The following is a 24406-nucleotide window of genomic DNA, read 5'->3' on the forward strand; positions in this document are numbered from 1 at the left end:
AGGGACGATAAGCGAGCACGCCCCCTCCGGCGCGCACAGCACGCCCACTGAAACCGGTTGTCCCGGTGCCCGCGCCGCTTGTGATCTGCTGGATCGACGGGCCGCTACACCGGCATATTGTCGAACTGACTTTCGATCATTTCATCGTTCAGCACCTGCTCGGTGCGTTTCAGATGGGCAGGAACCTGCACGCCAGTCGCCTTGAGCCGGTTCATCACGCGGATAAACTCGGGCTGCAGATCCAACCGGCCGAGCTCCGGTGTGGCGCGGATCTTCTGTTCCAGCAGGCAGGCTCTTTCGATCAACTGTTCCGTGGTCATTCGTTACTCTCCTCCCCTACACAGCAGCGAGGTCATCTTTGCGCCCCGCTACATTGGGTTAGTTTACAACAGTCTCAGGTTGCATCAACGCCTGCATGTCGCAAGACCGCAAATTGACGCATTCTCCGCTCATACGCCTCAAAAAAAGGCATGCTGCAACACAGCACGTCTTGAGGGGGCAGAATGCGCGCGCAGCACAAAACCCGGATCTGATAACGTTAACTCTACCTATGATTGCTTATTGGCGCATCGATTGACACCCCAGATGACGCTTACATTCCACATTCGGAATGTTATACCGACGATCAAGCGCCCCTGCGGCGTGTCGAGCCACGGAGCGCGAGGCGGTCAGTTTGTTCGGCACGAGGCGAATCATAACCACCGATCACATCATGGCCGCGCCTTTAGTCAGCCTTGGAACGCGCATTGATAGCCACCCCATCCTGGTCCGAAATCGGCTGGACACCAACAGATCAGAGCTCAACACCCGCCATCGCCGCATGGAGCTGCGGCGGCTGGCATCACGTTTTTGCGCCGCGATGCCCCGGCCTATGCTTATAGCGCCAAGGCAGTGCTTGGTTCTGGACCGCAGCGGAGCAAAGGCTTAAAGGAGTGGCATGGACGCACGCACGCTTACACCCCGCTATTCGGTTTCTCCGCAGATCTCCGTGGAGGATGTTCCCGCCATCGCAGCCGCCGGTTTCACCACCGTGATCTGCAACCGCCCTGACGCGGAAGTGCCGCCCAGCCATCAGGCTGCGGCCCTGCGCGCAGCGGTCGAGGCGGCTGGGCTCACATTCCATGAACTGCCGCTGACACATCAGACCATGACAGCCGAAAATGTCGCCCGCCAGCGCGAACTCTATGAGAATGCAACTGGACCGGTGCTGGCCTATTGCGCCTCCGGTACGCGGTGTTCGGTGGTCTGGTCCCTGGGTCAGGCTGGCGATCTTGGTGTCGATACCATCATGCATGTGACCCAGGAAGCCGGCTACGACCTGTCCGGGCTACGCCCGACGCTCGATGCGCTGGCGCAGAACAAAGCCTAGGCGCGTCGTCCCGTTTCGCCCTTCTGTGACTGGCTTCAGCGGCCCCTGTGCCGCGATCAGATCGCGCATCGATACAGAGCGGCGCCTTCTGTGGCGGGTGCCGCCCCCGTCACACTGTGGGTTACGGATTCTGCGGCAGGGGGCGGTCGGTGAACACCGCCCCGCACCGCTGCCCCGCCAGCCCTATCGCGGATGGACCGCCGACAAGGCCGAGGGGATCAGTGAGGGAACCTGTGCCCGCTCGTAGGGTCAGGACCCATTAATTCTGCATCTCTGGCGTCAACTCCGCGAAATATCAGAGGCTTAGGACGCGCGGGGAAGTGTGGTTCACTTTTTAAACGGCCTAAGCCGCTGAGGTGAAGCGGAGTTGACGTCCTTTGGATTTGACGGATTTTCACCCTGCCGTCGTCTCAGCGCCTTGAAATAGAACCACTATTCCTGCGCCCCTGATCCTTATCAGGCAGAAAATCTGTCAAACCAGCGGTGCAGAATTAATGGGTCCTGACCCTAGGTCCCGGTTTCCGGGAGATCTTCTCCCAATCCGGCCAGTTCCGAGATTTCTGCCGCGGCGTCATCGGCGTTGAAATCGCCAAGATCATTCATCGGCAGATCAGGCAATTCTCCCATCCCGGCAAAATCACCCATGGGAAGATCGCCGCCCTCCAGGCCGCCGCCCAGATCCCCGGCCATATCCGATCCCAGACCGCCGCCGAGATCCGCACCGAGATCCGCACCAAGGTCGCCGCCCATTGGCGCTCCCAGGTCAGCCGCGGGATCCCCACCGAATCCTGCATCAAGCCCGCTTCCGAGGCTGTCGCCGGGTTCCTGCAGGCCCTGAGCCGCAATGGAGAGATCCAGCGTGTTGTCCTCCAGCGCCTGCATGTTGCCGCCCTGCGCAATGCCGTCAGAGAAACTGCCCTCGCCTCCGGAGACCAGCCGGGTGCGCTGTTCCGTCAACCGTACTGCACGCGATCCGTTCATCTGCCCAAGACGCCCCTTGGCGATGGGCTGGCCGTTGATCGCCTGCAGGTCGGTCTCGTAGAGATAAGCCTGATCCAGCGGCAGCAGCTCGCCTTTTTTCAGGGCTGCAAACTGGCGCAGCGGCACCCGCATCTTGCACAGCACCGCCGTCAGTTCCGCCCGCATCGAGCCAACGCTGGAACCAAGCCGCGGTCCGCGCACCGAATCCGTCTCATCGAGCTGCTCCACCGAGGGTTCCGGCAGCACCAGACAGATTTCGCCCTGCATCTTGCCGGTGGCGAGATCGACGTTCATGTTGATGACGCGATAATCCTCGGCCTCCATGCCGAGCACTAGGGTCCGCACGTCCTCGACCTGGGCGCCGAACCGATAGCCTTCGAAGATCCGCAGATCGGTCTGATCGTGCAGCAGCGAGGAGACCTTGCTGAACAGCTTTTCCAGAAACTCCGCCACCATCGCCGCGTCGGTGGGGGTATAGTGCCGCTCCGTCCCGGACATGCCCATGACGGTGCCCATGGTCTGTTGTTGAATGAGGGCGGTCACCGCCGCCGCATCCAGCGTCGCGGCCCCAATGCGCCCCTGCGGGCAATCCAGCACGACCAGCAGGTGGCTGTCCGACAACAACCCGCCGAGGTCATCCGGCGTCCGGTTGGTCTGACGTGCCGCAATCACCGCCATCGGCAACTCGCACAGGTCTTCTGCCGCACGGGCCACCGAACGGCGCAGCGCCTTCAGCGTCAAGGACCCTCCTGTCCCCGCCGTGCCTTCCTTCGAGGCAGCAAGTTTGCGCGCCAGTCCCCCGACCGCGCGCTTGCCATCCTCCGTTTGATCCTTGTCAGTCATAAAATGAACCTGAGCCTTCCGCACCCTTATGGCACTGGTTCTAGCCCAGTGCTGGTTACCAAGACCTTTACAAATTTCAGCGGATTTCTTCTATTTTCGCTTGTTTTGGCAAAGTTACGCGAAATGCGGCCCCCGTGTCGCCCGGAAGATAGGCGACATCGCCGCCAAGGCGTCGCATGATTTCCTTGCAGATCGCCAGACCAAGCCCGGCGCCACCGGCGCGTTCCGGCGTAACTCTCGAGAATTTCTCAAAGATCATCGCCTGGAAGTCTTCGGGGATGCCGGCGCCGTTGTCGCGCAGATCCACATGCACCTGATCGGTCGTCTCGGTGACGGCAATCTCCAGGGTCGGGCTGTCCGCGGTGCAATATTTCTGTGCATTTGCAATCAGGTTGATGAACACCTGGCTCAGCCGGTCCACATCGGTTTCCACCAGAACCGCCTCGGCCTCGCCCGCGCGATCGACCCGCAGGGGACCGTCCGCGCCCGCCAGTGCCGAGGCCACCGCGTGATCCAGGATGTCCGACAGGTTGCGGCGCGACAGGTTGAGCGTGACAGCGCCGCTCTCCAACACGCTGAGATCGAGAAGATCGTTCAGCAATCGCGTAAGCCGCAGCGCCTCGTCGTGGATGATGGATGCATATTTACGCTGTTCTTGCGGCGTGAGTCCCGGCTCGTCGCGCAGGATTTCCGAAAACGCCCGCACCGAGGTCATCGGGGTGCGCAGCTCGTGGCTGACCTGGCTCAGAAAGGCATCCTTCTGCTCGGACAATTGCGTCAGTTTCTGGTTGGTCTCGCGCAGCTGCCGGGCGGTGCGGGACAATTCCTGCGACTGCGCCTCCAGTCGGCTGGAATACTCCAGCAACTGCGCGGATTCGTCGGCCACCGCCAGCAGATCCTCGACCGACACCGCGGCTCCGCTGACAATCTGGCCGATCATTGCATGCGCCGCCGCCGCGCCGATCGAGGCGCTTAATTCGCGTTCCAGCTGCTCCAGAAAGGTCGGCGTGGGTTCAGGCAGCGGGCCCGGCCCACCCTGACGTTTCAACGCGGCCTGAAAGAAGGATTGCGCCTCATCCGGCCCCAGAATGCGCTGCGACATGATCATCAGATCCTCGCTCTGCGCGACGGAGCCGGTCCAGCCGCCAGGCCCGGCGGAATGGTCAAAGACATGCACGAATTGCGCGCCCTGCAAACGCTCCATCGGGCTTGGGAAACTCAGAACGGAAACAATGGCATAGGCCGCGACATTGAGGCTCATCGACCAGAGGACGCAATGCACGATCGGATCCAGCCCCTCGATCCCGAACAACGCCTGCGGTCGCAGCCAACCGAGGCCGAAGGGGCCGTTGCTCAGCGTTGCCGCGGAAAACACGCCTCCGGCAACCTCGGGCAGCAGCAAGGTATAGCCCCAGACCGTAAAGCCGAGGAACAACCCCGCCAGCGCGCCGGCGCGGGTAGCGCCCCGCCAGAACAGGCCGCCCACAAGGGCCGGCAGGATCTGGGCAATCCCGGAAAAGGAAATCAATCCGATCGCCGCCAGTGCCGCACCGCCGCCGGACATCTGGTAATAGGCATACCCAAGCCCCATGATCGCGGCGATCGAGAAGCGCCGCGCAAACAGCACCACAGAGCGCACATCGCCCGAGACCGACGCGCCGCCAAAGGCATCTGTGGTGCGCAGCCAGATCGGCATCACGATATGGTTCGACACCATGGTCGACAGGCTCATCGCCGCCACGATCACCATCGAGGTCGCCGAGGAAAAACCACCCAGGAACGACAGCATCGCCAGCCCGTTCTGCCCCTGCGACAGCGGCAGCGTCAGCACAAAGAGATCCGGGTTCGCGCCCTGCGGCAGCAGCTCGAGACCCACAGCCGCAATCGGCACCACAAAGATCGAGATCAGCAGCAGATAGGTGGGAAAGGCCCAGGCGGCGATGCGCAGGTGGCGCTCATCCTCGTTCTCGACCACCATGACCTGAAACATGCGCGGCAGGCAGACAAAGGCGGCCGCCGCCAGAAAGGTGATCGCCGTCCAGCGTCCCCCATCGACCTGCCATTGTCCGATCGGCGATCGGTCGACACGGGCGAGCACCTGCTCCACGCCGCCTGCCAGCCCCCAGACCACAAAGATGCCGACGGCGACCAGCGCGATCAGCTTGACCACCGCCTCCAGCGCCACCGCGATGACCACCCCATGGTGGCGTTCGTTGGCGTTGAGGTTGCGGGTGCCGAACAGGATCGCAAAACAGGCCAGCCCCGTGGCGATCCAGAACACCGTGCCGCTTTCGTTGTAGCTGCGGGTCGGGTCCGCTTCGGCAAAGATTGCCACCGACAGGGTGATCGACTGCAATTGCAGGGCGATATAGGGGGTGACCCCGATCACCGCGAGCACCGTCACCCCGATCGCCAGCACATTGGATTTGCCATAGCGGGCCGACAGCAGATCGGCGATCGAACTGATGCGCTGGCTGCGCCCCACCCGCACCAGCTTGCGCAGGCCCCACCACCAGCCGATCATCACCAGCGTCGGGCCGAGGTAGATGGTGACATATTCCATCCCCGACCGCGCCGCATAGCCCACAGCCCCGTAAAAGGTCCAGGCGGTGCAATAGATCGACAGCGACAGCGTGTAGATCAGAGGCGAGCCCATGAAGCGCGCGCCACGTCCGCGCAACGCCTGCCGATCCGCCCAGAACGCCACCGCAAACAGGATCGACACATAGCCGATACTGACCATCGCCAGCAGGTTGAGCGAGGTCATGCCTCGGTCTCCGGGTCTGTGTCGGGCGCGGATGTGGTGGCGTCGGGCCGGGCGTCAGCCCCCGCCTGGCCGGGAATGAGCGGGTCCACCGGCCCGCCGCTGCCTGTCCAGTGGACCGCCCACAGGCGCACCACCACCGAAAACCCCACCGAAAACAGGATCAACCCGCCCCACACGGCAAAGATGTAGATCATCGCAGACGACAGGCTGCTGGCCGCCGGTGCCTCCGGGCCCGCTCCGGGGTCCTGCTGCGGCCACAGGAGCGGCACCAGGAACAGCAGCGCCCCGATCAGGGGAGCCAGCCGCGCGATGTCCATCAGCCGACGTCGCCGGTAGGTGCGCCGCTCAACAAAGGGCGTGCGCAACTCATCCTTGCTGCCAGCACCATCGGACCGGATCATCGCAATCCGCTCAGCCCACGTCGCTCACGGAGGTCACCGGAGCGGAGCCGGCCTCCGGGTCGCGGGCCTGCCGGGCCTGCGCATTCAGGTCCCGCACGGCGGCCAGAACCTCAGTATTGGAAAACGGCTTGGTCATGAAACGGGTCACCCCGGCCTTCTCCGCCATTTCCCGATCCTTGAGCTGGCCGCGGGCCGTGAGCATCAGCACCGGCAGATGCGACAGGGCCTCTATCTCCCTGATGTCGCGAATGATTTCCATGCCGCTCTTGCCGGGCAGCATCAGGTCGAGGATCACCAGATCGGGCGCGGCGGCCTCGATCACCGACAGCGCGGTGCTGCCATCCTCATGCACGTCCACCTGCCACCCTTCCCGCGACAGCAGAAAGCGGATGGCCTCGGCAATATTGGCTTCGTCTTCGATCAGAACGACTCGTCCAGCCATGGTCCCTCTTGTCCTCCCCATGCACCACGCCGGTATCCGGTTCCTCCGGGTGCGGAGCGATCTTTGCATGAAACCAAAGCCGCTGTCACCCGGCAGTTACACAGGCCCGGCCCTGGATGCGCTGCTGCCGCTAGTCCAGCACCACCTGTTCGCCGCCCTGAGCCGGGCGCAGGATCGACGGTTCGCGCCGCGCCGCGCAGCTGCGGCGCACGCAGATCCGGCAACTGGCGCCCACCGGGCGCGACTCCGCTGCCGGTTCGGAAGGCTGGGCCTCCACCGAGGGCAGGATCAACATCACGGCGCGCAACACCGGGTCGCTGTCAAAGGCCACCGGCTGCGCCGTCCAGGAAATCGCAAAACAGTCGCTGTCCCGCGCGGCGCGGCCCTGTTGGTGGACGCGGCGCCAGATTGGCACGCCCGGTTGCGACAGGGCCGTGAACAATGGCCACAGCGGACAGGACGCCCCAAAACGCGGCAGCGAGAACCCCGGCACCGGTTTGCGGAACAGGATCGAACCGGAGGCGTCGCAGACCACCAGCCCGGTGGGCTGGCCCAGCACCTCCTCCGGCAGGGCGGCCAGCCGACGCAAGACCCGATGCACCGGGACGCCGAATTCGCGCGCCAACACGCCGGGCAGCAGACCGCAGCGCGCCAGCGCCTCTTGCAGGATCTCCAGCGGCATGTCGCGCGCGTCTGCCTCGTAATCCGCCAGCGCCGCAGCCGCCAGTTTCCGCGCCGCGCGACTGTCCAGCTCTGCTGCCCGGTCGGCCAGTTCGCCCGCCGTCGCTGTGCGCGCCTCCAGTTCGGGAAAGTGGAACCCGCGGGCGGTAAAGAAAGCCTCGACCTCCTCCTGCGGGATCCCGCGGCGTTCGGTGCCCTGATCGCTGTCATCGAGGAACCGCACCAGCGCGCGGCTGCTGTCCGCCAGTCGCTGGGCGTCCTCGTCGAGGTTCTTGTGGAACCGGTCGCGCCATTCCGCCTCCAGCTCGCCCGGCTCCGCCAGGATCGCAGCCGTCGAGCGGATCGCGGCGGCGGTGGAAAGCACCTCGTGCAGCGACGCCGCCAGATGCGGGTCATGGGTCAGCCGATCCGACAGCGATCGCACCGTGCGCTCCAGCGCGCCGATCCGGCCATGGGTCTCCGTCAGCACCTCCGCCCAGCCGGGAAAGCGGCCGGCGAACTCGTCGACACGGTCCAGTTCCACCGCCGGAGTGCGCGCATCCGCTGCCGCCTCGCGCAGCGCGGCGACCAGCGCGGCCTCCACCCCCTCGGTCAGAAGCGACGGCTCCACCCCCAGCGCCTGCGCCAGCGCCACAAGCAGCTTGCCGCCGATTCTGCGGCGGTTGTGTTCGATCAGATTGAGGTAGGAGGCCGAGATCCCCACGTCGCGCGCCAGATCCGCCTGGCGCATCCCCAGCATCAGCCGCCGCTCTCGGATACGGCTCCCGGTCATACTGTCTGCCACCATCGGTCGACCTCCTCTTGCAAAAGCGGGACTTTTCAAGGGCTTTCTGCACGGCAGAATAAGAAAATTTACCGCAACGCATGATTTACTGTACATTTCTTTACAGAAAAACCACGCAAAACAAGGGTTTTATTGCGTAGATTTACAATGCACGCCCATACTCGTTTTGCACAATGCTGCAAGGGGACGCGCGAAAGTGAGGAGTCGCGCCTCGCCTTTTTCATCCTAGGGAGGAAACTAAATGTCCAAGACAGACCTAAGCCGTCGTGGCCTGCTCAGAACCGGTGCCGTGACAAGCGCCGGGCTGGCGCTGCCGACGATCTTCACCGCGCAGAGCGCCTCGGCCTTTACCAATGATCCGACCGGCGGCACCGTCACCCTCGGCTTCAACGTGCCGCAGACCGGCCCCTACGCGGACGAGGGCGCCGACGAGCTGCGCGCCTACCAGCTGGCGGTCGAGCACCTGAACGGCGAAGGCGACGGCGGCATGCTGAACACCTTCAGCTCCAAGGCGCTCGAAGGCAGCGGCATCCTGGGCAAGAAGGTCGAATATGTCACCGGCGACACCCAGACCAAATCCGATGCGGCGCGCGCCTCTGCGAAGTCGATGATCGAAAAAGACGGCGCCATCATGATCACCGGCGGGTCGTCCTCCGGCGTGGCGATCGCGGTGCAGGGCCTCTGCCAAGAGGCAGGCGTCATCTTTATGGCGGGCCTCACGCACTCGAACGACACCACCGGCAAAGACAAGAAAGCCAATGGCTTCCGTCACTTCTTTAACGCCTATATGTCCGGCGCAGCGCTGGCGCCGGTGCTGAAGAACCTCTATGGCGATGACCGCAAGGCCTATCACCTGACCGCCGACTACACCTGGGGCTGGACCCAGGAGGAATCCATCAAGGCCGCCACCGAGGCGCTGGGTTGGGAAACCGTGAACACGGTGAAAACCCCGCTCGCGGCGACCGACTTCTCCTCCTACATCGCGCCGGTTCTGAACTCCGGTGCCGACGTGCTGGTTCTGAACCACTATGGCGGCAACATGGTCAACTCGCTGACCAACGCGGTGCAGTTCGGCCTGCGCGAAAAGGAAGTGAACGGCAGGAACTTCGAGATCGTGGTGCCGCTCTACTCCCGCCTGATGGCGAAGGGTGCCGGGGCCAACGTGAAGGGCATTCACGGGTCCACCAACTGGCACTGGTCGCTGCAGGACGAAGGCTCCAAGGCCTTCGTGCGGTCCTTCGGCACCAAATACGGCTTCCCGCCCTCGCAGGCGGCACATACCTGCTACGTGCAGACGCTGCTCTATGCGGATGCGGTGCAGCGTGCCGGGTCGTTCAACCCCTGCGCGGTTGTCGAAGCGCTCGAGGATTTCGAGTTCGACGGCATGGGCAACGGCAAGACGCTCTATCGCGGCGCCGACCACCAGTGCTTCAAGGATGTGCTTGTGGTGCGCGGGAAAGAAAACCCGACCTCCGAATTCGACCTGCTTGAGGTCGTCGAGGTCACCCCGCGCGAGCAGGTGGAATACGCAGCCGACCACCCGATGTTTGCGGGCGGCAACCTGGGCTCCTGTAACCCGGGCGCCTAACGCGAGAGCCACATCAGCGGTCGGGCGCGCCAGACGCGCCTGACCACCCCTCTCCCGCACAGCTTTGGTCCACCTGACACGCGCCCCGACGGCCATCGGGCGTGACCAGCTGTTGCAACCCGAAACCAGCCACCCAGACGAACCGGAAGGTGGGGATCATGGACGCATTCCTTCTGCAAATCCTAAACGGGCTCGACAAGGGCTCTGCCTATGCGCTGATCGCGCTCGGGCTTACACTCATTTTTGGCACGCTCGGCGTCGTGAACTTCGCCCATGGGGCGCTGTTCATGATCGGTGCCTTCTGCGCGGTGACGCTGCAGAAGATCTTCAGCCTCAGCTTTGAGACGGTCGACCCCGACAAGACCGACTTTCTCGGCAATCCGCTGAAGGTCAAAACCCCCTATGTCGAGAGCTGGTTTGGACCGGATCTGGGCGGTGCCATCATCGACTGGTCGGTGCCATTGGCGATCCTGTTTGCGATCCCGATCATGGTGGCCGTCGGCTTCATCATGGAGCGCGGGCTGATCAAGCATTTCTACAAGCGCCCCCATGCGGACCAGATCCTGGTGACCTTTGGCCTTGCCATCGTGCTGCAAGAGGTCATCAAGTATTTCTACGGCGCCAACCCGATCCCGACGCCCGCACCGGATGCGCTCAATGGCGTGGCCAACCTCGGCGCGGTGATCGGCATGGACATCATCTATCCGGTCTGGCGCATCGTCTACTTCTGCTTTGCCTGCCTCATCATCGGCGCGGTCTTTGCCTTCCTGCAATTCACCACCTTCGGGATGGTGGTCCGGGCCGGCATGGCGGACCGCGAGACCGTCGGCCTCCTCGGCATCAACATCGACCGCCGCTTTACCATCATGTTTGGCATCGCGGCTGCCGTCGCGGGGCTTGCGGGCGTCATGTACACGCCGATCAATTCACCCAACTACCACATGGGCATGGACTTCCTGGTGCTGTCCTTCGTGGTGGTGGTTGTGGGCGGCATGGGCTCCCTGCCCGGCGCGGTTCTTGCGGGCTTTGTGCTCGGCGTGCTTGAGAGCTTTGCCTCGATGGAATGGGCGATCAGCCTCATTCCCGGTATCAACCAGATCATCATCTACCTCGTCGCAATCGTCATCCTTCTGGTCCGCCCGCGCGGCCTGATGGGGCGCAAAGGCGTGATGGAGGACTAAGACCATGTTCGGACTAGACAAAAGAGACACTACACTGCTTCTGATCGTGGCTGGACTTACGATCTTTGCCCCCTTCATCCTGAACCCCTTCCCGACCGACAGCGGCCTGGCACAGTTCAACGCCGGCTATCCGGACCTGATGCAGCGCTTCGTGATCTTCGGAATCTTTGCCATCGGGTTCAACATCCTCTTTGGCCTGACCGGATACCTCTCCTTTGGTCATGCGGCCTTTCTCGGAGTGGGCTCCTACTCGGCGGTCTGGATGTTCAAACTGCTCAGCATGAATGTGCTGCCCGCCATTATCCTCAGCGTCATCATCGCGGGCCTGTTTGCCCTGGTGATCGGCTACGTCAGCCTGCGGCGCTCGGGCATCTACTTCTCGATCCTGACGCTGGCCTTTGCGCAGATGTCCTTCAGCCTCGCCTATTCGGTGCTGACACCGATCACCAATGGCGAGACCGGCCTGCAACTGACGCTGGATGACCCGCGGGTTCTGGGGCAGACGGCAACCGCGGATGGGTCGATTCCGGTCACCAACCTCTTTGGCCTCGAGATGCGCGGCACCTACGAGATGGCGATGGGCCCCTGGGCGTTCCAGTTCAACATGGGCTACTACCTCTGTGCGCTGGTGCTGATCGCGGCCTTCTACCTGTCGATCCGCATCTTCCGCTCGCCCTTTGGCATGATGCTGCGGGCGGTGAAATCGAACCAGCAGCGGATGAACTACACCGGTCTAAACTCCAAACCCTACACGCTGGCGGCCTTTGTGATCTCCGGCATGTATGCGGGGCTCGCCGGTGGCCTGATGGCGTCGATGGACCCGCTTGCGGGCGCGGAGCGGATGCAGTGGACAGCCTCTGGCGAAGTGGTGCTGATGACCATCCTTGGCGGTGCAGGCACCCTGATCGGACCGGTGCTGGGCGCGGGCTTCATCAAGTACTTCGAGAACATCTTCTCCAAGATCAACAGCAACGTGCTTCACAGCTGGTTCAGCTTCCTGCCGGACGGACTTGAGGATTTCATCGTCTTCATCATCTACCCGTTCATCGGCAAGGGCTGGCACCTGACCCTCGGCATCCTGTTCATGCTGGTGGTGATCTACCTGCCCGGTGGTCTGGTCGAAGGTGGACAGCGCATCGGTGGCTGGTTCAAGGGGCGCAAGAAATCTGACGCTCGCCAAAGCGAAACCAACCCCGCGGAATAAGGAGAGAGACATGGGTATTCTCGAAGTCAAAAACGTGGGCAAACGCTTTGGCGGCCTGCAAGCGCTGTCGGATGTGAACCTCTCGGTCAAGGAGAACTCGGTTCACGCCATCATCGGCCCCAACGGCGCGGGCAAGTCGACCCTGCTGAACTGCCTTGTGGGCAAGCTGATCCCCGACACCGGATCGGTGATGTTCGACGGTCAGTCGGTGCTGGGCCGGGCGCCCTACGAGATCAACCAGATGGGCATTTCCCGCGTGTTCCAGACGCCTGAAATCTTTGGCGATCTGACCGTGCTGGAAAACATGATGATCCCCTGCCTGGCCAAGCGTGACGGGGCGTTCGAGCTGAACGCCATCGCCTCGGTGCTGTCGCAAAAGGACATCATGGACAAGGCCGAGCACATGCTGGAAGAGATGAACATGGCCGACAAGCGGCACATGCATGCGGCCTCGCTGTCGCGCGGTGACAAGCGACGGCTGGAAATCGGCATGTGCCTCAGCCAGGAGCCGCGCCTGCTGCTGCTGGACGAACCCACCGCGGGCATGGCACGCGCCGATACCAACAATACCATCGACCTGCTGAAACAGATCTCGGAAGAGCGCAACATCACCATCGCCATCATCGAGCACGACATGCATGTGGTGTTCTCGCTCGCCAACCGGATCACCGTGCTCGCGCAGGGGACACCTCTGGTGGAAGACGACCCCGAGAACATTCGCGGCAATCCAAAGGTCCGCGAAGCCTACCTCGGCGAAACCGCGTAACAAGGGGACAGAGATATGAACGTCAAACCTGATTTCTCCAAAGGTGTGAACCAGGCGGCCACGGCTCCGGCCTTTCTGTCGGTCTGGGACGTCCATGCCTATTATGGCGAGAGCTATATCGTGCAGGGCATCAACTTCAATGTCCATGAGGGCGAGATCCTCGCGCTGCTGGGCCGCAACGGCGCCGGCAAGACCTCGACCCTGCGGTCGATCGCCCGCACCGGCTCGCCCATGGTCACGCGCGGCGAGATCTGGCTCGACCATCAGCCGCTGCATCTGATGGAGAGCCACGAAGCCGCCGCCGCCGGCCTGGGTCTGGTGCCCGAGGATCGCCGCATCATCCCCGGCCTCACCGTCGAGGAAAACCTCGAACTGGCGCAGATCGCACCGCCCATCGGCTGGTCGATCGAGCGCCTTTATGAATTGTTCCCGCGTCTGGGCGAACGCCGCAAGCAGGAGGGCGTGACCCTCTCTGGTGGCGAACAGCAGATGCTGGCGATCGCCCGGGCGCTGGCCCGTGACATCAAGGTGCTCCTGCTCGACGAACCCTACGAGGGCCTCGCACCGGTGATCGTGGACGAGATCGAAAAGACCCTCATCCACATCAAGGAACAGGGCATGACGACGATTCTGGTGGAACAGAATGCGGTGCGGGCGCTGCAACTGGCGGATCGCGCCGTGATCCTGGATACCGGCGGCATCGTCTTTGACGGCACCGCCGCCGAAGTGCTGGAAAACGAGGAACTGCGCTCGGAATACCTTGCGATCTGATCCCTGAAGAAACCTCCCCGTCGCACGGCCATGGACAGCCGCGCGCACCTCATCGGCCGGGCCGCATCACGCGCCCGGCCGTTTTTTGCTGTTTGGCGGCTGCGCCCTGCCCGCGCCCGTGGTGCGGCGATGCAGAGGGGCGTTCCCTTTGCGCCGCGTCCGGCGTAAAACCGGCACATGTCTGATCCCGCCTTCGAATTCGCTCCCGTTGGTCTTGCCGTGCTGGAGCATCGCGTCATCAAGCGCTGCAACCTGCAGTTCGCCGAAACCTTTGGCGGTGATCCCGCCGAGCTGTGCGACCTGCCCATCGCCGCGCTCTACCCCAGCCCGGAGGATTATCATCGCATCGGTGAACTCCTGCAGATGCCCGAAGCCCAGAGCGGGGTTTACAATGATGAACGCATCATGCGGCGATGCTGTGGTGCGCTGTTCTGGTGCCGGGTGCGGGGCCGCTCCACCAGCCGCAGCGATCAGCCCTTTCAAACCGGCGTCTGGTCGTTTGCCGATCTTTCGGAAGAACGCCCTGTTGTCAGCCTGACCCCGCGCGAGCGTGACGTGGCGATCCTGACCTGCCGGGGATTGTCCGCCAAGGAGATCGGGCTGAAACTGGGCCTGTCCTACCGCACGGTAGAGACTCACCGGGCGCGACTGCTGGACAAGTTCGGCGCGCGCAAGCTGCCCGAACTGGTGGCCAAACTCAGCGGCATGCCGCTCTGAGCGCCCCCGGAACCGGAATATTCCCCTGCAAAAACCATTGAAACCGGATACGTTCGCCCTCATCTTGGGCCGCGATCAAGTACGCTTTCCTTATGGTCAGCTATGGCATATAAGGCCGAAAATTTCCGCCCCGGACGCCTTCGGGGCCAGACAGGACCCTGCCGAGGAACAAAATGACAAATAAATCTCACGAAGCAGATGTGGCGTTCATCAAGGCTCTGGCTGAGCTTTTGCGCGAGAACGACCTGACAGAACTTCAGGTCAAGCGTGACTATGCCGAGGATGACAGCCTGAACGTGCGCGTCTCCCGTCATATCCCCGCCGCCCCCGCACCGGTACAGGTCGCCGCAGCGGCCCCCGCACCGGCAGCCGCCGCTGCCCCCGCAGCCGCGGCCCCTGCCGCCGCCGCAGAGGTTGCGGAAGATCCCGCCAGCCACCCCGGCGCCGTGACCTCGCCGATGGTGGGCACCGCCTATCTGGCGCCGGAACCGGGGGCTGCCGCCTTCACCTCCGTTGGTCAGCAGGTCAGCGAAGGCGACACGCTGTTGATCGTCGAGGCGATGAAGACCATGAATCACATCCCGGCGCCCAAATCCGGCACCGTGAAGCGCATCCTGGTCGAGGATGGTGCTGCGGTCGAGTTCGGCTCTCCGCTTGTCATCGTCGAGTAAGGCGGTCCCATGTTTGACAAAATCCTGATTGCCAACCGGGGTGAGATCGCGCTGCGCGTGATCCGTGCCTGCCGCGAGATGGGCATCCAGTCCGTCGCGGTGCACTCCACCGCCGATGCCGACGCGATGCATGTGCGCATGGCGGATGAATCCATCTGTATCGGCCCGCCCTCCGGCACCCAAAGCTACCTGTCGATCCCCGCCATCATCTCTGCCTGCGAGATTTCCGGCGCCCAGGCGATCCACCCGGGCTATGGTTTCCTGTCGGAGAACGCGAACTTCGTGCAGATCGTCGAGGATCACGGCATCACCTTTATCGGCCCCTCCGCCGAGCATATCCGCCAGATGGGTGACAAGATCACCGCAAAGGATACCGCAAAGGCGCTTGGCATCCCCTGTGTGCCCGGCTCCGACGGGGGCGTGCCCGACGTGGAGACTGCCAAGACCGTCGCCGCCGACATGGGTTATCCGGTCATCATCAAGGCCACCGCCGGTGGTGGTGGTCGCGGCATGAAAGTGGCGCAGACCGAGGCCGATCTGGTCCATGCCTTCCAGACCGCCCGCTCCGAGGCAAAGGCCGCCTTTGGCAACGACGAAGTCTACATGGAGAAATATCTCCAGCGTCCGCGCCATATCGAGATTCAGGTCTTTGGCGACGGCCAGGGGGGCGGCGTCCATCTGGGCGAGCGCGACTGCTCCTTGCAGCGCCGCCACCAGAAAGTGTTCGAAGAGGCCCCCGGCCCCTGCATCTCTGAGGAAGAGCGCGCCAAGATCGGCAAGATCTGCGCCGACGCCATCGGCAAGATGGGTTACTCCGGCGCGGGCACTGTCGAGTTCCTCTATGAGGACGGCGAGTTCTACTTCATCGAGATGAACACCCGTCTGCAGGTGGAGCACCCGGTGACCGAGGCCATCTTTGGTGTCGATCTGGTGCGTGAACAGATCCGCGTGGCCTCCGGCCTGCCGCTGTCCTTCACTCAGGACGATCTGACCATCAACGGTCACGCCATCGAGGTGCGCATCAACGCCGAGAAACTGCCGAACTTCTCGCCCTGTCCGGGCAAGATCACCGCGTACCACGCCCCCGGCGGCCTGGGTGTGCGGATGGATTCGGCGCTTTATGACGGCTATTCGATCCCACCCTACTATGACAGCCTGATCGGCAAGCTGATCGTGCATGGCCGTGACCGCGACGAGGCGCTGGCGCGTCTCAGCCGTTCGCTGGGCGAGTTGATCGTGGACGGGATCGACACCACGGTGCCGCTGTTCCACGCGCTCCTGCAGGAAAAGGACGTCCAGACCGGTGACTACAATATTCACTGGCTGGAAAAATGGCTCGACGCCAATCTGTGATACTGACCTGACGACAGGGGCGGCAGGTTCTTCTGCCGCCCCTGTCCTATTGTGCTAGGCTCTTTCTCATGACGCTCAGCGCTGATCTTCTATTGCATGCCTATGCCAGCGGCGTCTTTCCCATGGCGGAGAGCCGCGACGACCCGGAGGTGTTCTGGGTCGATCCCAAGCGCCGTGGCATCCTGCCGCTTGACGGGTTCCGGATCTCACGCTCGCTGGGCAAACGCCTGCGCCGCGATGATTACGAGATCTCCGTCAACCGGGATTTCGCCGGTGTGGTGCGCGGCTGCTCGGATCGCGAGGAGACCTGGATCAACGAGGAAATCTTTGACCGCTATCTGGAACTGCATGTGATGGGCTTTGCCCATTCCGTCGAAGTCTGGATCGAAGACGATCTTGCGGGCGGGGTCTACGGTGTTTCGCTGGGCGCGGCATTCTTTGGGGAAAGCATGTTCTCGCGCCGGCGCGATGCCTCGAAAATCGCGCTGGCCTATCTGGTGGATCGTCTCAACGCCGGTGGTTACCGCCTGTGCGACACCCAGTTCATCACGCCGCATCTGGCGTCGCTTGGAGGCCAGGAAATCGCACGTGGACGCTATCGCCGGATGCTGGCTGAGGCGTTGCAGCTTTCTGCGGATTTTCTGACGCCCGAAATTCCGTCGCCTCAGACGCTTTTGCAGCGCAGGACCCAAACGTCGTAGCGGCGGTGATCCAGCGCATTGAGCGCCGGGCTGGAGGCGATCATCCAGCCATCAAAGAACACCCGTCCATCCTGTGGATCGCGAATGCTGAGAAACGCATAGGCATCGCCCGTGGGGTTTTCCGCCGGGTAGCGGCATTCACGCAGTGTGACCAGCAGGCCAAAGATCTCGACCGATCCACCACTGCGCACCTCGACGTCAATGCTCTTGCCATTGACCTTGTCGAGACCGCGCAGGCTGACGAGATTGCCTGTTTCTGCCTCGACACGCTCGACCCGCTCGCGGTTTTCCGGCACCAGCGGCGCGACCGGCGCCGGGGCCAGTTCCTCGACAGAAATCGACTGCGCCGCAACACCGGAGGCCGCGCACAGGCTCAGGGCACATAGAACAGCTCTCAGCATCAGGATCCTTCGTCGCCCCCGCTGCCGGAGACGAATTTGACCAGAAGCGAAATCAGGCTCACGGCGCCCTGGGTGTCGACGATCTCGTCACCGGGCTCCAGGTTGAACGGCGATCCGCCTGGCATCACCTCGACAAAATTGCCGCCGAGCAGGCCTTCGGAGGCGATCACGATCGCGCTGTCGTCGGGGATCATGATGTTCTGATCGACCGAAAACGTGGTGTCGGCGCGAAAAGTCTCTGCGTTCAGCGCCACATTTGTCACGGTGCCGATCTTCACGCCCGCCAGGCGCACGTCGGTGCCGACGCTCACCCCTTCCAGAGAGCGAAAGGAGGCGGTCAGCGGATAGCTGTCACCGCCACGGGACAGTCCCGCCGCCTGTGCCGCGTAGAAGGCAAAACCGGCCGCGACAACAAGCACAAGCCCGCCGGTCATAACTTCGGTGGTGGAATGGGTCATGAAAAATCCTGCCTTTTGGCCAGATCGGAAAAGATCCCTCGCCGTCAAACGGACGAACGATCAGAGAAGTGCTGCATCGGGCGAAGCCTGCGGTTATTCGGGGCTCCAGGCCTCGTAATCGCTGCGTTCCTTCGGAGCGCCCCCGGCCCGCAGAGACCCCGCCGGGGCATAGGCCATGACGGTCCCGGTCAGGTTTTCCTGATGCGGCTTTTCCCAGGGCTTGTGCTTCAGCGGCTTCTCGCTCGGCACCTCGTCATAGGTGCGGTGCAGCCAGCCGTGCCAATCGGCGCTGACGCGCGAGGCTTCCGCCTCACCATTGAAAATCACCCAGCGGCGGCTGTCATCGGCGTTGCGGTAAAACACATTGCCCTGATCGTCCTCCCCGACCTTTTCCCCCTTGCGGCGGGTATAGATCAGAGTGTTCAGGGTGGCGCCGTTCCACCAGGTCACGGCCTGCAATAGCGAATTCAGGATTCCCATGGGTTCCTCCGAAGATCTCGCCTCCGATATGGCGCATTCTGGACCCGAGGTCCAGTGGTTCAGCCCGCGGTGGTGAATACACGGCAGGAAATGGCGATTTCAGCACCAGGATCCGGCCCGATCAGCCGGATTTCTGGGTCTCGCTGCGCTGCTCACAGAACCGCAACCGGTTGCCAAACGGATCCAGGACGGTGATTTGCAGCCCCCAGGGCATCGCGTCCAACGCCGGTTTCACGCCCCGAAACCGCTTGTCGCCCAGTTCCTGATGCAAACTCATCGCGCCGCTCATCGGCACAAAGCAGGTAGACCCCGGCGTGGCATCCCCGTGATGTTCCGTCAGATGCAGCAGGCAATCGGCACGGGAAATCTGCATGTAAACCGGGTGATCTTCCTCGGCGCGATATTCCCAATCCGTGACAAACCCCAGATAATCGAGATAAAAGGCCCGCGCCTGTTCGAGATCAAAAATGCGCAAGACCGGAATGGCGGGGCGAATGCGCGCCGAAACATCTGTCAGTGTCATGCGCGCCTCCTAAGCCGAAGGCGCCAGCGCGGTGACCTCGATCTCGATCCGGAATTTCGGGTCGATCAGGTTGCATTCAATCATGGTGGCCGCGGGCGGGTTCGCGCCGAACGCCTCGGACAAGAGCGGCCAGCAGGGTTCGAACTCTCGCGCCTCCGGCAGGTAGTAGTTCACCCGCACGACATCAGCAAAGCTGGCGCCGGCCTTGGTCAGGGCGGTCTCGATGGTGGCAAGCGCCGAACGGCATTGCTCCACCACGTCATCGCCCTGCCCCACGGTGCCCGCGACATGAACAAAACCGCCCGCCACAACGGCACGGCAATAGCCGATTTTTGCTTCGTACTCTCCGCCGGAAGAGATGCGTTTGATGCTCATTTCTGTTCGCTCCCACTTCGTGTCCCGAAATGCTAAGCCAAGTGCAGGACAGCCGGAATTGCGTTCTGCTCAACCCCGGTATGCATGCGCCTCTGCGATTGCAATCACAGCATCTCGGCGAAGAACTGCGTCAGAGCACGCCAGGCCCGCGCGCTGGCGCGTTCGCTATACTGCATGCCGCTCTTGGGGTTCCGGGCGTTGGGATTGGTAAACGCATGCCCGGTGTGACCAAAGCCCAGCACCTGCCAATCGCGGCAATGGGCGTTCAGCTCCTCCGCCAACTGGCTCAGGGCCTCGGGCGGTGCCAGCGGGTCGTCCCAGCCATGCAGCACCAGCACCGCAGGGCGGATCTCCTCGGTGCGGAAATTCGGCCGATCATAGACGCCATGCAGCGGCACACAGGCCCGGATGTCCGCCCCGCAGCGCGCCAGGTCCAGCACCGCCTTGCCGCCGAGACAATAGCCCATCGCCCCGATGCGTCCGGCGTCCACCTGAGGCAGCTCTTTTGCGGCCTCAAGCGCGGCCACCATGCGACGCGCCAACACCTTGCGGTCCGAGGTCACGGTCGCCATCAGCGCCTGCGCCTCTTCCGGCGTTTCCACCCGGGTCCCATTTCCGTAGTAATCAACGGCGAGTGCAACATAGCCAAGTGCTGCCAGCTCCTCTGCCCGCGCCCGCTCAAAATCGCTGAGCCCGCCAAAGGCTGGCGCGATCAGGACACAGGGCGCAGGTGTCGCGATGCCGTCATCCCAGACCAGATGGCCGATGAACCTGTCGACGCCATCGCTGTACCGGAATGCTTCGCTTTTCATCAGAACCTCTCGATCTCGACATTTCACGCGTCAAGGGAATGAGGTTCGCATTTGACGGTGGCGTCAATCCCCAAATCGAATGCGTGCAGCCAACCTCTGGCGTGGCGCATAGATATAGAGTGTTTCTCCAGTTCGATCCCGATCAAACCAGCTGCCAGCGCTGTCGCGCGTATTTCAACGCTGTATAGAGTTCAGTCGGCCAGTCTTTTCCACAAAACTCAAGGGCATTTTGTGTCGTCGCTTTGAGAGGAGGCGCTGGCGTCGGTGTCCAATCGCCGCCAAACTGATACTGCCAGCCGAGGTCATTTCGCCGCTCTCGCGTGGGTGGCTGATCGGGCACCGGGGCTTGCAATCGCACGATGGCATAAGTGCAGTCCCAGGGCTCTGCGCCGCGCCTGTGCCACTTGCGCGATTGCAGAACCTGCTCCACCGGCAACAGTCCCGAAAACAACTCCTCCGCGCAAACAGGATCTTCGCGGGCGCGCAGGCGTTCGGGCTGCCCAACCAGAAGCCACCACCCGCACCCATAGAAAAAGGCCAACGTCAGCACGACATTGGCCATTCCCTTGAACATAAATTTGTTCACCGGCATCGCACGGGATTACCCGGCGGTGGCCGATTCCTTCTCATCGGCGTGGATCATCAGCGGCTGTGCTTCGGCGCTCACGGCCTCTTCATTGACCACCACCTTGGTGACGCTTTCCATGCCCGGCAGGTCAAACATCGTGTCGAGCAGGATGTCCTCCAGAATGGAGCGCAGGCCACGGGCGCCGGTCTTGCGCTCGATCGCCTTCTTGGCAATCGCAGAGAGCGCCTCGTCGGTGAAGTCCAGCTCGGTTTCCTCAAGCTCGAAGAGCCGCTGATACTGTTTGACCAGCGCGTTCTTGGGCTTGGTCAGGATGGTGATCAGCGCATCTTCGTCCAGATCTTCGAGCGTCGCCAGAACCGGCAGACGGCCGACGAATTCCGGGATCAGACCGAATTTCAGCAGATCCTCGGGTTCGAGATCGCGGAAGGTCTCGCCCACACCGGCATCGCTCTCTTCGCGGACATCCGCGCCAAAGCCCATGGCAGAGCCCTTGCCGCGCTGCTTGATAATCTTGTCGAGACCGGCAAAGGCCCCGCCGCAGATGAACAGGATGTTGGTGGTATCCACTTGCAGGAATTCCTGCTGCGGATGCTTGCGCCCACCCTGAGGCGGCACCGAGGCCACGGTGCCTTCCATCAGCTTCAGCAGGGCCTGCTGCACGCCCTCGCCCGACACGTCGCGGGTGATCGAGGGGTTTTCGGACTTGCGGGTGATCTTGTCGACCTCGTCGATATAGACGATGCCGCGCTGCGCGCGCTCGACGTTGTATTCCGACGCCTGCAACAGCTTCAGGATGATGTTTTCGACGTCTTCGCCCACGTAGCCGGCTTCGGTCAGCGTGGTGGCATCGGCCATGGTGAAGGGCACATCCAGAATGCGCGCCAGCGTCTGTGCCAGCAGCGTCTTGCCGCAGCCGGTGGGGCCGATCAGCAGGATGTTGGATTTCGCCAGTTCGATGTCGTTGCCCGCCTTCTGGGCATGGTTCAGGCGCTTGTAGTGGTTGTGCACCGCCACCGACAGCACCCGTTTGGCTGTCGCCTGACCAATCACATAGTCGTCCAGCACCTGGCAGATGTCCTTTGGCGTGGGCACGCCGTCGGTCGCCTTCATGCCGGAGGCCTTGGTCTCCTCGCGGATGATGTCCATGCACAGCTCGACGCATTCATCACAGATGAAAACGGTCGGGCCGGCAATCAGCTTGCGCACCTCATGCTGGCTCTTGCCGCAGAAGCTGCAGTAAAGCGTGTTCTTGCTGTCGCCGCTCGAGTTCGTCGCCATGGTCTACCTTTCCATCCGCCTCGGGGCCAGCGCGTGTCAATTCGCCCCGATGTCCGGCCAGCTTAGGACAGCTCCCAAGCGGCCACAATGTCAAATTGTGCTCCCTTGCACACACATTGGCGTAGGGAGCACAAAGCCCGTGCAAAAAGCGCGGTCAGCTCTCTTCGTCGCCAGCCTTGGCGCGGTTTTCCACGATCTCGTCGATGAGACCGAATTCCTTGGCCTGCTCCGGCGACATGAAGTTGTCACGCTCCAGCGCCTTTTCAATGGTGTCGTAATCCTGACCGGTGTGTTTCACATAGATCTCGTTCAGGCGACGCTTCAGTTTCAGCGTCTCTTCGGCGTGGATCATGATGTCGGTCGCCTGCCCCTGATAGCCACCGGAGGGCTGGTGCACCATCACCCGCGAATTCGGCAAGCTGAAGCGCATGCCAGGCTCACCGGCGGTCAGCAGCAGGGAGCCCATGGAGGCGGCCTGGCCGATCACCAGGGTCGAGACCTTCGGCTTGATGTACTGCATGGTGTCGTAGATCGACAGACCGGAGGTCACGACGCCACCGGGGCTGTTGATATACATCGAAATCTCTTTCGACGGGTTTTCCGCCTCAAGGTGCAGCAGCTGCGCCACGATCAGCGAAGACATGCCGTCATGAACAGGACCATTGAGGAAGATGATACGCTCCTTCAACAGGCGCGAGAAAATGTCATATGCCCGCTCGCCCCGGCTGGTCTGCTCAACGACCATCGGCACAAGTGTGTTCATGTAGGTTTCTGTTGGATCAATCATTGGACCTGCCTGTCTTTCGGATCATGACGGGCACCATACCCGACAGAGGATTACCCGAGTCTTAGTGCTGCGAAAAATGGGCTGCAAGAGGTCCACCCGCATTTTAGGTGCAGCGCGTCCATACAAAGGCATAGGAGCCCGCGGTGTGGTGTCCCGGTTACATGCTGCTGGAACCGCGACACCGCATCATGTGCATCGTCCATGCCGTGTCGCCGGCGCGTGTGTCGCCCCACCGAGGTGCCGCGGCCCCGGCGTTCGTTTCAAGGCACAGCTGCCGGGCGGCTTTGTGCGGGTCAGACGCGTGTCGCAATTCGCCGGATCGAGGTCGTTAAATCCCGGCACATTTGTGTGCAGCGGGAGTAGCAGATAGGGCAAGAGGCAGATCGCACTGCCCGCCCCAGCCCCCTGACCAGCATGGAAACGCTCGTGTCCGAAGACAGTTTTGTTCAGAAAGGCGCTGCCGCCACGCTCTCGATCCCGCACATCGGAGAGCCGCAGGATTTCTATTTCCTGCTGCTGCCCAAGGCCACGATGCTGCCGGTGGCCGCCGCGATCGAACCGTTGCGGATCGCCAATCAGGTCACCAACACAAAACTCTACCGCTGGTACATCATGACCGAGGACGGAGCGCCGCTGCGGTGTTCCAATGGCATGATGGTGACGCCCGACCTGCCCCTCGGGCCGCTGCCCTCCGATGGCATGGGCTTTGTCTGTGCCGGCGTGGAGCCACAGGAAGCCGCCGGAGAGGTCACGCTCAACTGGTTGCGGCGCGAACACCGTTTCGGCCGCAAGCTGGGCGGGATCTGCACCGGCGCCTTTGCGCTTGCCCAGGCCGGGCTCATCAAGGATCAGCCCTTTACCCTGCACTGGGAGAACCAGCCCGGGTTTGTCGAACGGTTCGAGCACCTGAAGCCCTCGCCCAATATCTACGAAGTCACCAGCACCCTGATGACCTGCGGCGGCGGCAGCGCGGCCACCGATATGATGCTGACGCTGATCGAGGAACGTCACGGCAAGCAGCTTGCCATCATTGTCGCCGACATGTGCCTGCACGTGCGCTCCACCTCCGGCGCGGCGCCGCAAAAGTCGAACTACGCGGTCGCCATCGGCAGCCGCAACCAGCGCCTGCTGAGCGCCCTGCAACTGATGCAGGAGTCGATCGAGGAGCCCCTGTCCATCGGGGAACTCTGCACCCAGCTGGACATTTCCCGGCGTCAACTCGAACGGCTGTTTTCACGCTACCTCGATCAGAGCCCGATGCATGTCTATTCCGACATGCGCCTCAGCCACGCGTTTGCGTTGATGAATGAAACCTCCATGTCCGTGACCCAGATCGCACTGGCCTCCGGGTTCAATTCCGCGACGCATTTCTCCCGGCAGTTCAAACGCAAGTTCGGTGCCAGCCCGCATTTCTTTCGCAAGGGCTGGGCCTGACCCGGTTTTGGGCCTGCCCCGGATTCACGTGGGATCTGACGCCGACCGC

27 protein-coding genes are annotated in these 24406 nt (G+C 62.6%); 11 read left to right on the forward strand and 16 right to left on the reverse strand.

What is annotated here, in order from left to right; translation table 11 throughout:
- Positions 1-104: 104 nt before the first annotated feature.
- Entirely contained in the window at positions 105-320 is a 216-nt protein-coding gene (locus MHM88_RS11830) for a hypothetical protein (protein ID WP_239319479.1), read from the reverse strand.
- 617 nt (positions 321-937) lie between these two features.
- Here MHM88_RS11830 and MHM88_RS11835 point away from each other — a divergent pair.
- Positions 938-1369, forward strand: coding sequence for a TIGR01244 family sulfur transferase (locus MHM88_RS11835; RefSeq protein ID WP_239364970.1), 432 nt, complete (start codon positions 938-940; stop codon positions 1367-1369).
- Positions 1370-1876: 507 nt separating this feature from the next.
- On the opposite strand, the gene MHM88_RS11840 is transcribed toward MHM88_RS11835, so the two are convergent.
- From MHM88_RS11840 to MHM88_RS11860, 5 genes are all read right to left on the reverse strand, one after another.
- Positions 1877-3193 carry a FliM/FliN family flagellar motor switch protein gene (locus MHM88_RS11840; RefSeq protein WP_239364973.1) on the reverse strand — a complete coding sequence of 439 codons (1317 nt, stop codon included), beginning with the start codon at positions 3191-3193 and terminating at the stop codon, positions 1877-1879.
- 76 nt (positions 3194-3269) lie between these two features.
- A complete protein-coding gene (locus tag MHM88_RS11845; protein WP_239364989.1) occupies positions 3270-5960 on the reverse strand; it encodes an ATP-binding protein in 2691 nt (896 codons plus the stop codon).
- Positions 5957-6361, reverse strand: a complete 405-nt coding sequence (locus tag MHM88_RS11850) for a hypothetical protein (protein WP_239364991.1) — start codon at positions 6359-6361, stop codon at positions 5957-5959. The genes MHM88_RS11845 and MHM88_RS11850 overlap by 4 nt, the downstream gene beginning before the upstream one ends.
- 10 nt (positions 6362-6371) lie before the next feature.
- Positions 6372-6803 carry a response regulator transcription factor gene (locus tag MHM88_RS11855; protein WP_239364993.1) on the reverse strand — a complete coding sequence of 144 codons (432 nt, stop codon included), beginning with the start codon at positions 6801-6803 and terminating at the stop codon, positions 6372-6374.
- A gap of 130 nt (positions 6804-6933) precedes the next feature.
- Entirely contained in the window at positions 6934-8271 is a 1338-nt protein-coding gene (locus MHM88_RS11860) for a helix-turn-helix domain-containing protein (protein ID WP_239364995.1), read from the reverse strand.
- A gap of 238 nt (positions 8272-8509) precedes the next feature.
- On the opposite strand from MHM88_RS11860, the gene MHM88_RS11865 reads away from it, so the two are divergent.
- Positions 8510-9856, forward strand: coding sequence for a substrate-binding protein (locus MHM88_RS11865; RefSeq protein WP_239364998.1), 1347 nt, complete (start codon positions 8510-8512; stop codon positions 9854-9856).
- A 13-nt stretch (positions 9857-9869) separates the two neighbouring features.
- Here MHM88_RS11865 and MHM88_RS11870 read toward each other — a convergent pair whose 3' ends face one another.
- Entirely contained in the window at positions 9870-10016 is a 147-nt protein-coding gene (locus tag MHM88_RS11870) for a hypothetical protein (RefSeq protein WP_239365001.1), read from the reverse strand.
- Between MHM88_RS11870 and MHM88_RS11875 the strand changes: the two genes are divergently transcribed.
- The 8 genes from MHM88_RS11875 (at position 10015) to aat (ending at position 17220) form a co-directional block, all read left to right on the forward strand.
- A complete protein-coding gene (locus MHM88_RS11875; protein ID WP_239365004.1) occupies positions 10015-11037 on the forward strand; it encodes a branched-chain amino acid ABC transporter permease in 1023 nt (340 codons plus the stop codon). The two genes, MHM88_RS11870 and MHM88_RS11875, sit on opposite strands and share 2 nt — an antisense overlap.
- A 4-nt stretch (positions 11038-11041) precedes the next feature.
- Positions 11042-12241 carry a branched-chain amino acid ABC transporter permease gene (locus MHM88_RS11880; RefSeq protein ID WP_239319455.1) on the forward strand — a complete coding sequence of 400 codons (1200 nt, stop codon included), beginning with the start codon at positions 11042-11044 and terminating at the stop codon, positions 12239-12241.
- Positions 12242-12251: 10 nt separating this feature from the next.
- Complete coding sequence (locus tag MHM88_RS11885; RefSeq protein ID WP_239319452.1) at positions 12252-13007, forward strand: ABC transporter ATP-binding protein; 756 nt, start codon at positions 12252-12254, stop codon at positions 13005-13007.
- A gap of 15 nt (positions 13008-13022) precedes the next feature.
- Positions 13023-13778, forward strand: coding sequence for an ABC transporter ATP-binding protein (locus MHM88_RS11890; RefSeq protein ID WP_239319449.1), 756 nt, complete (start codon positions 13023-13025; stop codon positions 13776-13778).
- Positions 13779-13955: 177 nt separating this feature from the next.
- Complete coding sequence (locus MHM88_RS11895; protein ID WP_239319446.1) at positions 13956-14495, forward strand: PAS and helix-turn-helix domain-containing protein; 540 nt, start codon at positions 13956-13958, stop codon at positions 14493-14495.
- A 173-nt stretch (positions 14496-14668) separates the two neighbouring features.
- Positions 14669-15166, forward strand: coding sequence for an acetyl-CoA carboxylase biotin carboxyl carrier protein (gene accB, locus MHM88_RS11900; protein WP_239365007.1), 498 nt, complete (start codon positions 14669-14671; stop codon positions 15164-15166).
- Between the two features lie 9 nt (positions 15167-15175).
- On the forward strand, positions 15176-16519 hold the full coding sequence (gene accC, locus MHM88_RS11905; RefSeq protein ID WP_239365010.1) for an acetyl-CoA carboxylase biotin carboxylase subunit: 1344 nt from the start codon (positions 15176-15178) through the stop codon (positions 16517-16519).
- Between the two features lie 68 nt (positions 16520-16587).
- Positions 16588-17220, forward strand: coding sequence for a leucyl/phenylalanyl-tRNA--protein transferase (gene aat, locus MHM88_RS11910; protein WP_239365023.1), 633 nt, complete (start codon positions 16588-16590; stop codon positions 17218-17220).
- Here aat and MHM88_RS11915 read toward each other — a convergent pair.
- From MHM88_RS11915 to MHM88_RS11955, 9 genes are all read right to left on the reverse strand, one after another.
- A complete protein-coding gene (locus MHM88_RS11915; protein ID WP_239365025.1) occupies positions 17184-17621 on the reverse strand; it encodes a DUF2155 domain-containing protein in 438 nt (145 codons plus the stop codon). The genes aat and MHM88_RS11915 overlap by 37 nt on opposite strands.
- A complete protein-coding gene (gene mlaD / locus MHM88_RS11920; protein WP_239319434.1) occupies positions 17621-18079 on the reverse strand; it encodes an outer membrane lipid asymmetry maintenance protein MlaD in 459 nt (152 codons plus the stop codon). The genes MHM88_RS11915 and mlaD overlap by 1 nt, the downstream gene beginning before the upstream one ends.
- A 93-nt stretch (positions 18080-18172) precedes the next feature.
- Positions 18173-18559, reverse strand: coding sequence for an NADH:ubiquinone oxidoreductase subunit NDUFA12 (locus MHM88_RS11925; RefSeq protein ID WP_239319433.1), 387 nt, complete (start codon positions 18557-18559; stop codon positions 18173-18175).
- A gap of 121 nt (positions 18560-18680) precedes the next feature.
- Entirely contained in the window at positions 18681-19082 is a 402-nt protein-coding gene (locus tag MHM88_RS11930) for a glyoxalase superfamily protein (protein ID WP_239365027.1), read from the reverse strand.
- A 9-nt stretch (positions 19083-19091) separates the two neighbouring features.
- Positions 19092-19457: a RidA family protein gene (locus MHM88_RS11935; RefSeq protein WP_239319431.1), complete on the reverse strand. Its 366-nt coding sequence runs from the start codon at positions 19455-19457 to the stop codon at positions 19092-19094.
- Positions 19458-19561: 104 nt separating this feature from the next.
- A complete protein-coding gene (locus MHM88_RS11940; protein ID WP_239365030.1) occupies positions 19562-20269 on the reverse strand; it encodes a dienelactone hydrolase family protein in 708 nt (235 codons plus the stop codon).
- A gap of 142 nt (positions 20270-20411) precedes the next feature.
- Positions 20412-20843 (reverse strand): hypothetical protein, encoded by a 432-nt coding sequence (locus MHM88_RS11945; protein WP_239365042.1) that lies wholly within the window; start codon positions 20841-20843, stop codon positions 20412-20414.
- Positions 20844-20870: 27 nt separating this feature from the next.
- Entirely contained in the window at positions 20871-22136 is a 1266-nt protein-coding gene (gene clpX / locus MHM88_RS11950; protein ID WP_239319426.1) for an ATP-dependent Clp protease ATP-binding subunit ClpX, read from the reverse strand.
- Positions 22137-22290: 154 nt separating this feature from the next.
- Positions 22291-22923, reverse strand: a complete 633-nt coding sequence (locus tag MHM88_RS11955; RefSeq protein WP_239319424.1) for an ATP-dependent Clp protease proteolytic subunit — start codon at positions 22921-22923, stop codon at positions 22291-22293.
- A 426-nt stretch (positions 22924-23349) separates the two neighbouring features.
- Between MHM88_RS11955 and MHM88_RS11960 the strand changes: the two genes are divergently transcribed.
- On the forward strand, positions 23350-24357 hold the full coding sequence (locus tag MHM88_RS11960) for a GlxA family transcriptional regulator (RefSeq protein ID WP_239365045.1): 1008 nt from the start codon (positions 23350-23352) through the stop codon (positions 24355-24357).
- Positions 24358-24406: the final 49 nt, after the last annotated feature.

The organism is Epibacterium sp. MM17-32, assembly GCF_022348205.1.
Taxonomy (GTDB): Bacteria; Pseudomonadota; Alphaproteobacteria; order Rhodobacterales; family Rhodobacteraceae; genus Epibacterium.

Bases quoted from the DNA above. Each gene is read 5' to 3' on its own strand.
- MHM88_RS11830 (WP_239319479.1), bottom strand. From the start codon at position 320: ATGACCACGGAACAGTTGATCGAAAGAGCCTGCCTGCTGGAACAGAAG.
- MHM88_RS11835 (WP_239364970.1), top strand. From the start codon at position 938: ATGGACGCACGCACGCTTACACCCCGCTATTCGGTTTCTCCGCAGATC.
- MHM88_RS11840 (WP_239364973.1), bottom strand. From the start codon at position 3,193: ATGACTGACAAGGATCAAACGGAGGATGGCAAGCGCGCGGTCGGGGGA.
- MHM88_RS11845 (WP_239364989.1), bottom strand. From the start codon at position 5,960: ATGACCTCGCTCAACCTGCTGGCGATGGTCAGTATCGGCTATGTGTCG.
- MHM88_RS11850 (WP_239364991.1), bottom strand. From the start codon at position 6,361: ATGATCCGGTCCGATGGTGCTGGCAGCAAGGATGAGTTGCGCACGCCC.
- MHM88_RS11855 (WP_239364993.1), bottom strand. From the start codon at position 6,803: ATGGCTGGACGAGTCGTTCTGATCGAAGACGAAGCCAATATTGCCGAG.
- MHM88_RS11860 (WP_239364995.1), bottom strand. From the start codon at position 8,271: ATGGTGGCAGACAGTATGACCGGGAGCCGTATCCGAGAGCGGCGGCTG.
- MHM88_RS11865 (WP_239364998.1), top strand. From the start codon at position 8,510: ATGTCCAAGACAGACCTAAGCCGTCGTGGCCTGCTCAGAACCGGTGCC.
- MHM88_RS11875 (WP_239365004.1), top strand. From the start codon at position 10,015: ATGGACGCATTCCTTCTGCAAATCCTAAACGGGCTCGACAAGGGCTCT.
- MHM88_RS11870 (WP_239365001.1), bottom strand. From the start codon at position 10,016: ATGATCCCCACCTTCCGGTTCGTCTGGGTGGCTGGTTTCGGGTTGCAA.
- MHM88_RS11880 (WP_239319455.1), top strand. From the start codon at position 11,042: ATGTTCGGACTAGACAAAAGAGACACTACACTGCTTCTGATCGTGGCT.
- MHM88_RS11885 (WP_239319452.1), top strand. From the start codon at position 12,252: ATGGGTATTCTCGAAGTCAAAAACGTGGGCAAACGCTTTGGCGGCCTG.
- MHM88_RS11890 (WP_239319449.1), top strand. From the start codon at position 13,023: ATGAACGTCAAACCTGATTTCTCCAAAGGTGTGAACCAGGCGGCCACG.
- MHM88_RS11895 (WP_239319446.1), top strand. From the start codon at position 13,956: ATGTCTGATCCCGCCTTCGAATTCGCTCCCGTTGGTCTTGCCGTGCTG.
- accB (WP_239365007.1), top strand. From the start codon at position 14,669: ATGACAAATAAATCTCACGAAGCAGATGTGGCGTTCATCAAGGCTCTG.
- accC (WP_239365010.1), top strand. From the start codon at position 15,176: ATGTTTGACAAAATCCTGATTGCCAACCGGGGTGAGATCGCGCTGCGC.
- aat (WP_239365023.1), top strand. From the start codon at position 16,588: ATGACGCTCAGCGCTGATCTTCTATTGCATGCCTATGCCAGCGGCGTC.
- MHM88_RS11915 (WP_239365025.1), bottom strand. From the start codon at position 17,621: ATGCTGAGAGCTGTTCTATGTGCCCTGAGCCTGTGCGCGGCCTCCGGT.
- mlaD (WP_239319434.1), bottom strand. From the start codon at position 18,079: ATGACCCATTCCACCACCGAAGTTATGACCGGCGGGCTTGTGCTTGTT.
- MHM88_RS11925 (WP_239319433.1), bottom strand. From the start codon at position 18,559: ATGGGAATCCTGAATTCGCTATTGCAGGCCGTGACCTGGTGGAACGGC.
- MHM88_RS11930 (WP_239365027.1), bottom strand. From the start codon at position 19,082: ATGACACTGACAGATGTTTCGGCGCGCATTCGCCCCGCCATTCCGGTC.
- MHM88_RS11935 (WP_239319431.1), bottom strand. From the start codon at position 19,457: ATGAGCATCAAACGCATCTCTTCCGGCGGAGAGTACGAAGCAAAAATC.
- MHM88_RS11940 (WP_239365030.1), bottom strand. From the start codon at position 20,269: ATGAAAAGCGAAGCATTCCGGTACAGCGATGGCGTCGACAGGTTCATC.
- MHM88_RS11945 (WP_239365042.1), bottom strand. From the start codon at position 20,843: ATGTTCAAGGGAATGGCCAATGTCGTGCTGACGTTGGCCTTTTTCTAT.
- clpX (WP_239319426.1), bottom strand. From the start codon at position 22,136: ATGGCGACGAACTCGAGCGGCGACAGCAAGAACACGCTTTACTGCAGC.
- MHM88_RS11955 (WP_239319424.1), bottom strand. From the start codon at position 22,923: ATGATTGATCCAACAGAAACCTACATGAACACACTTGTGCCGATGGTC.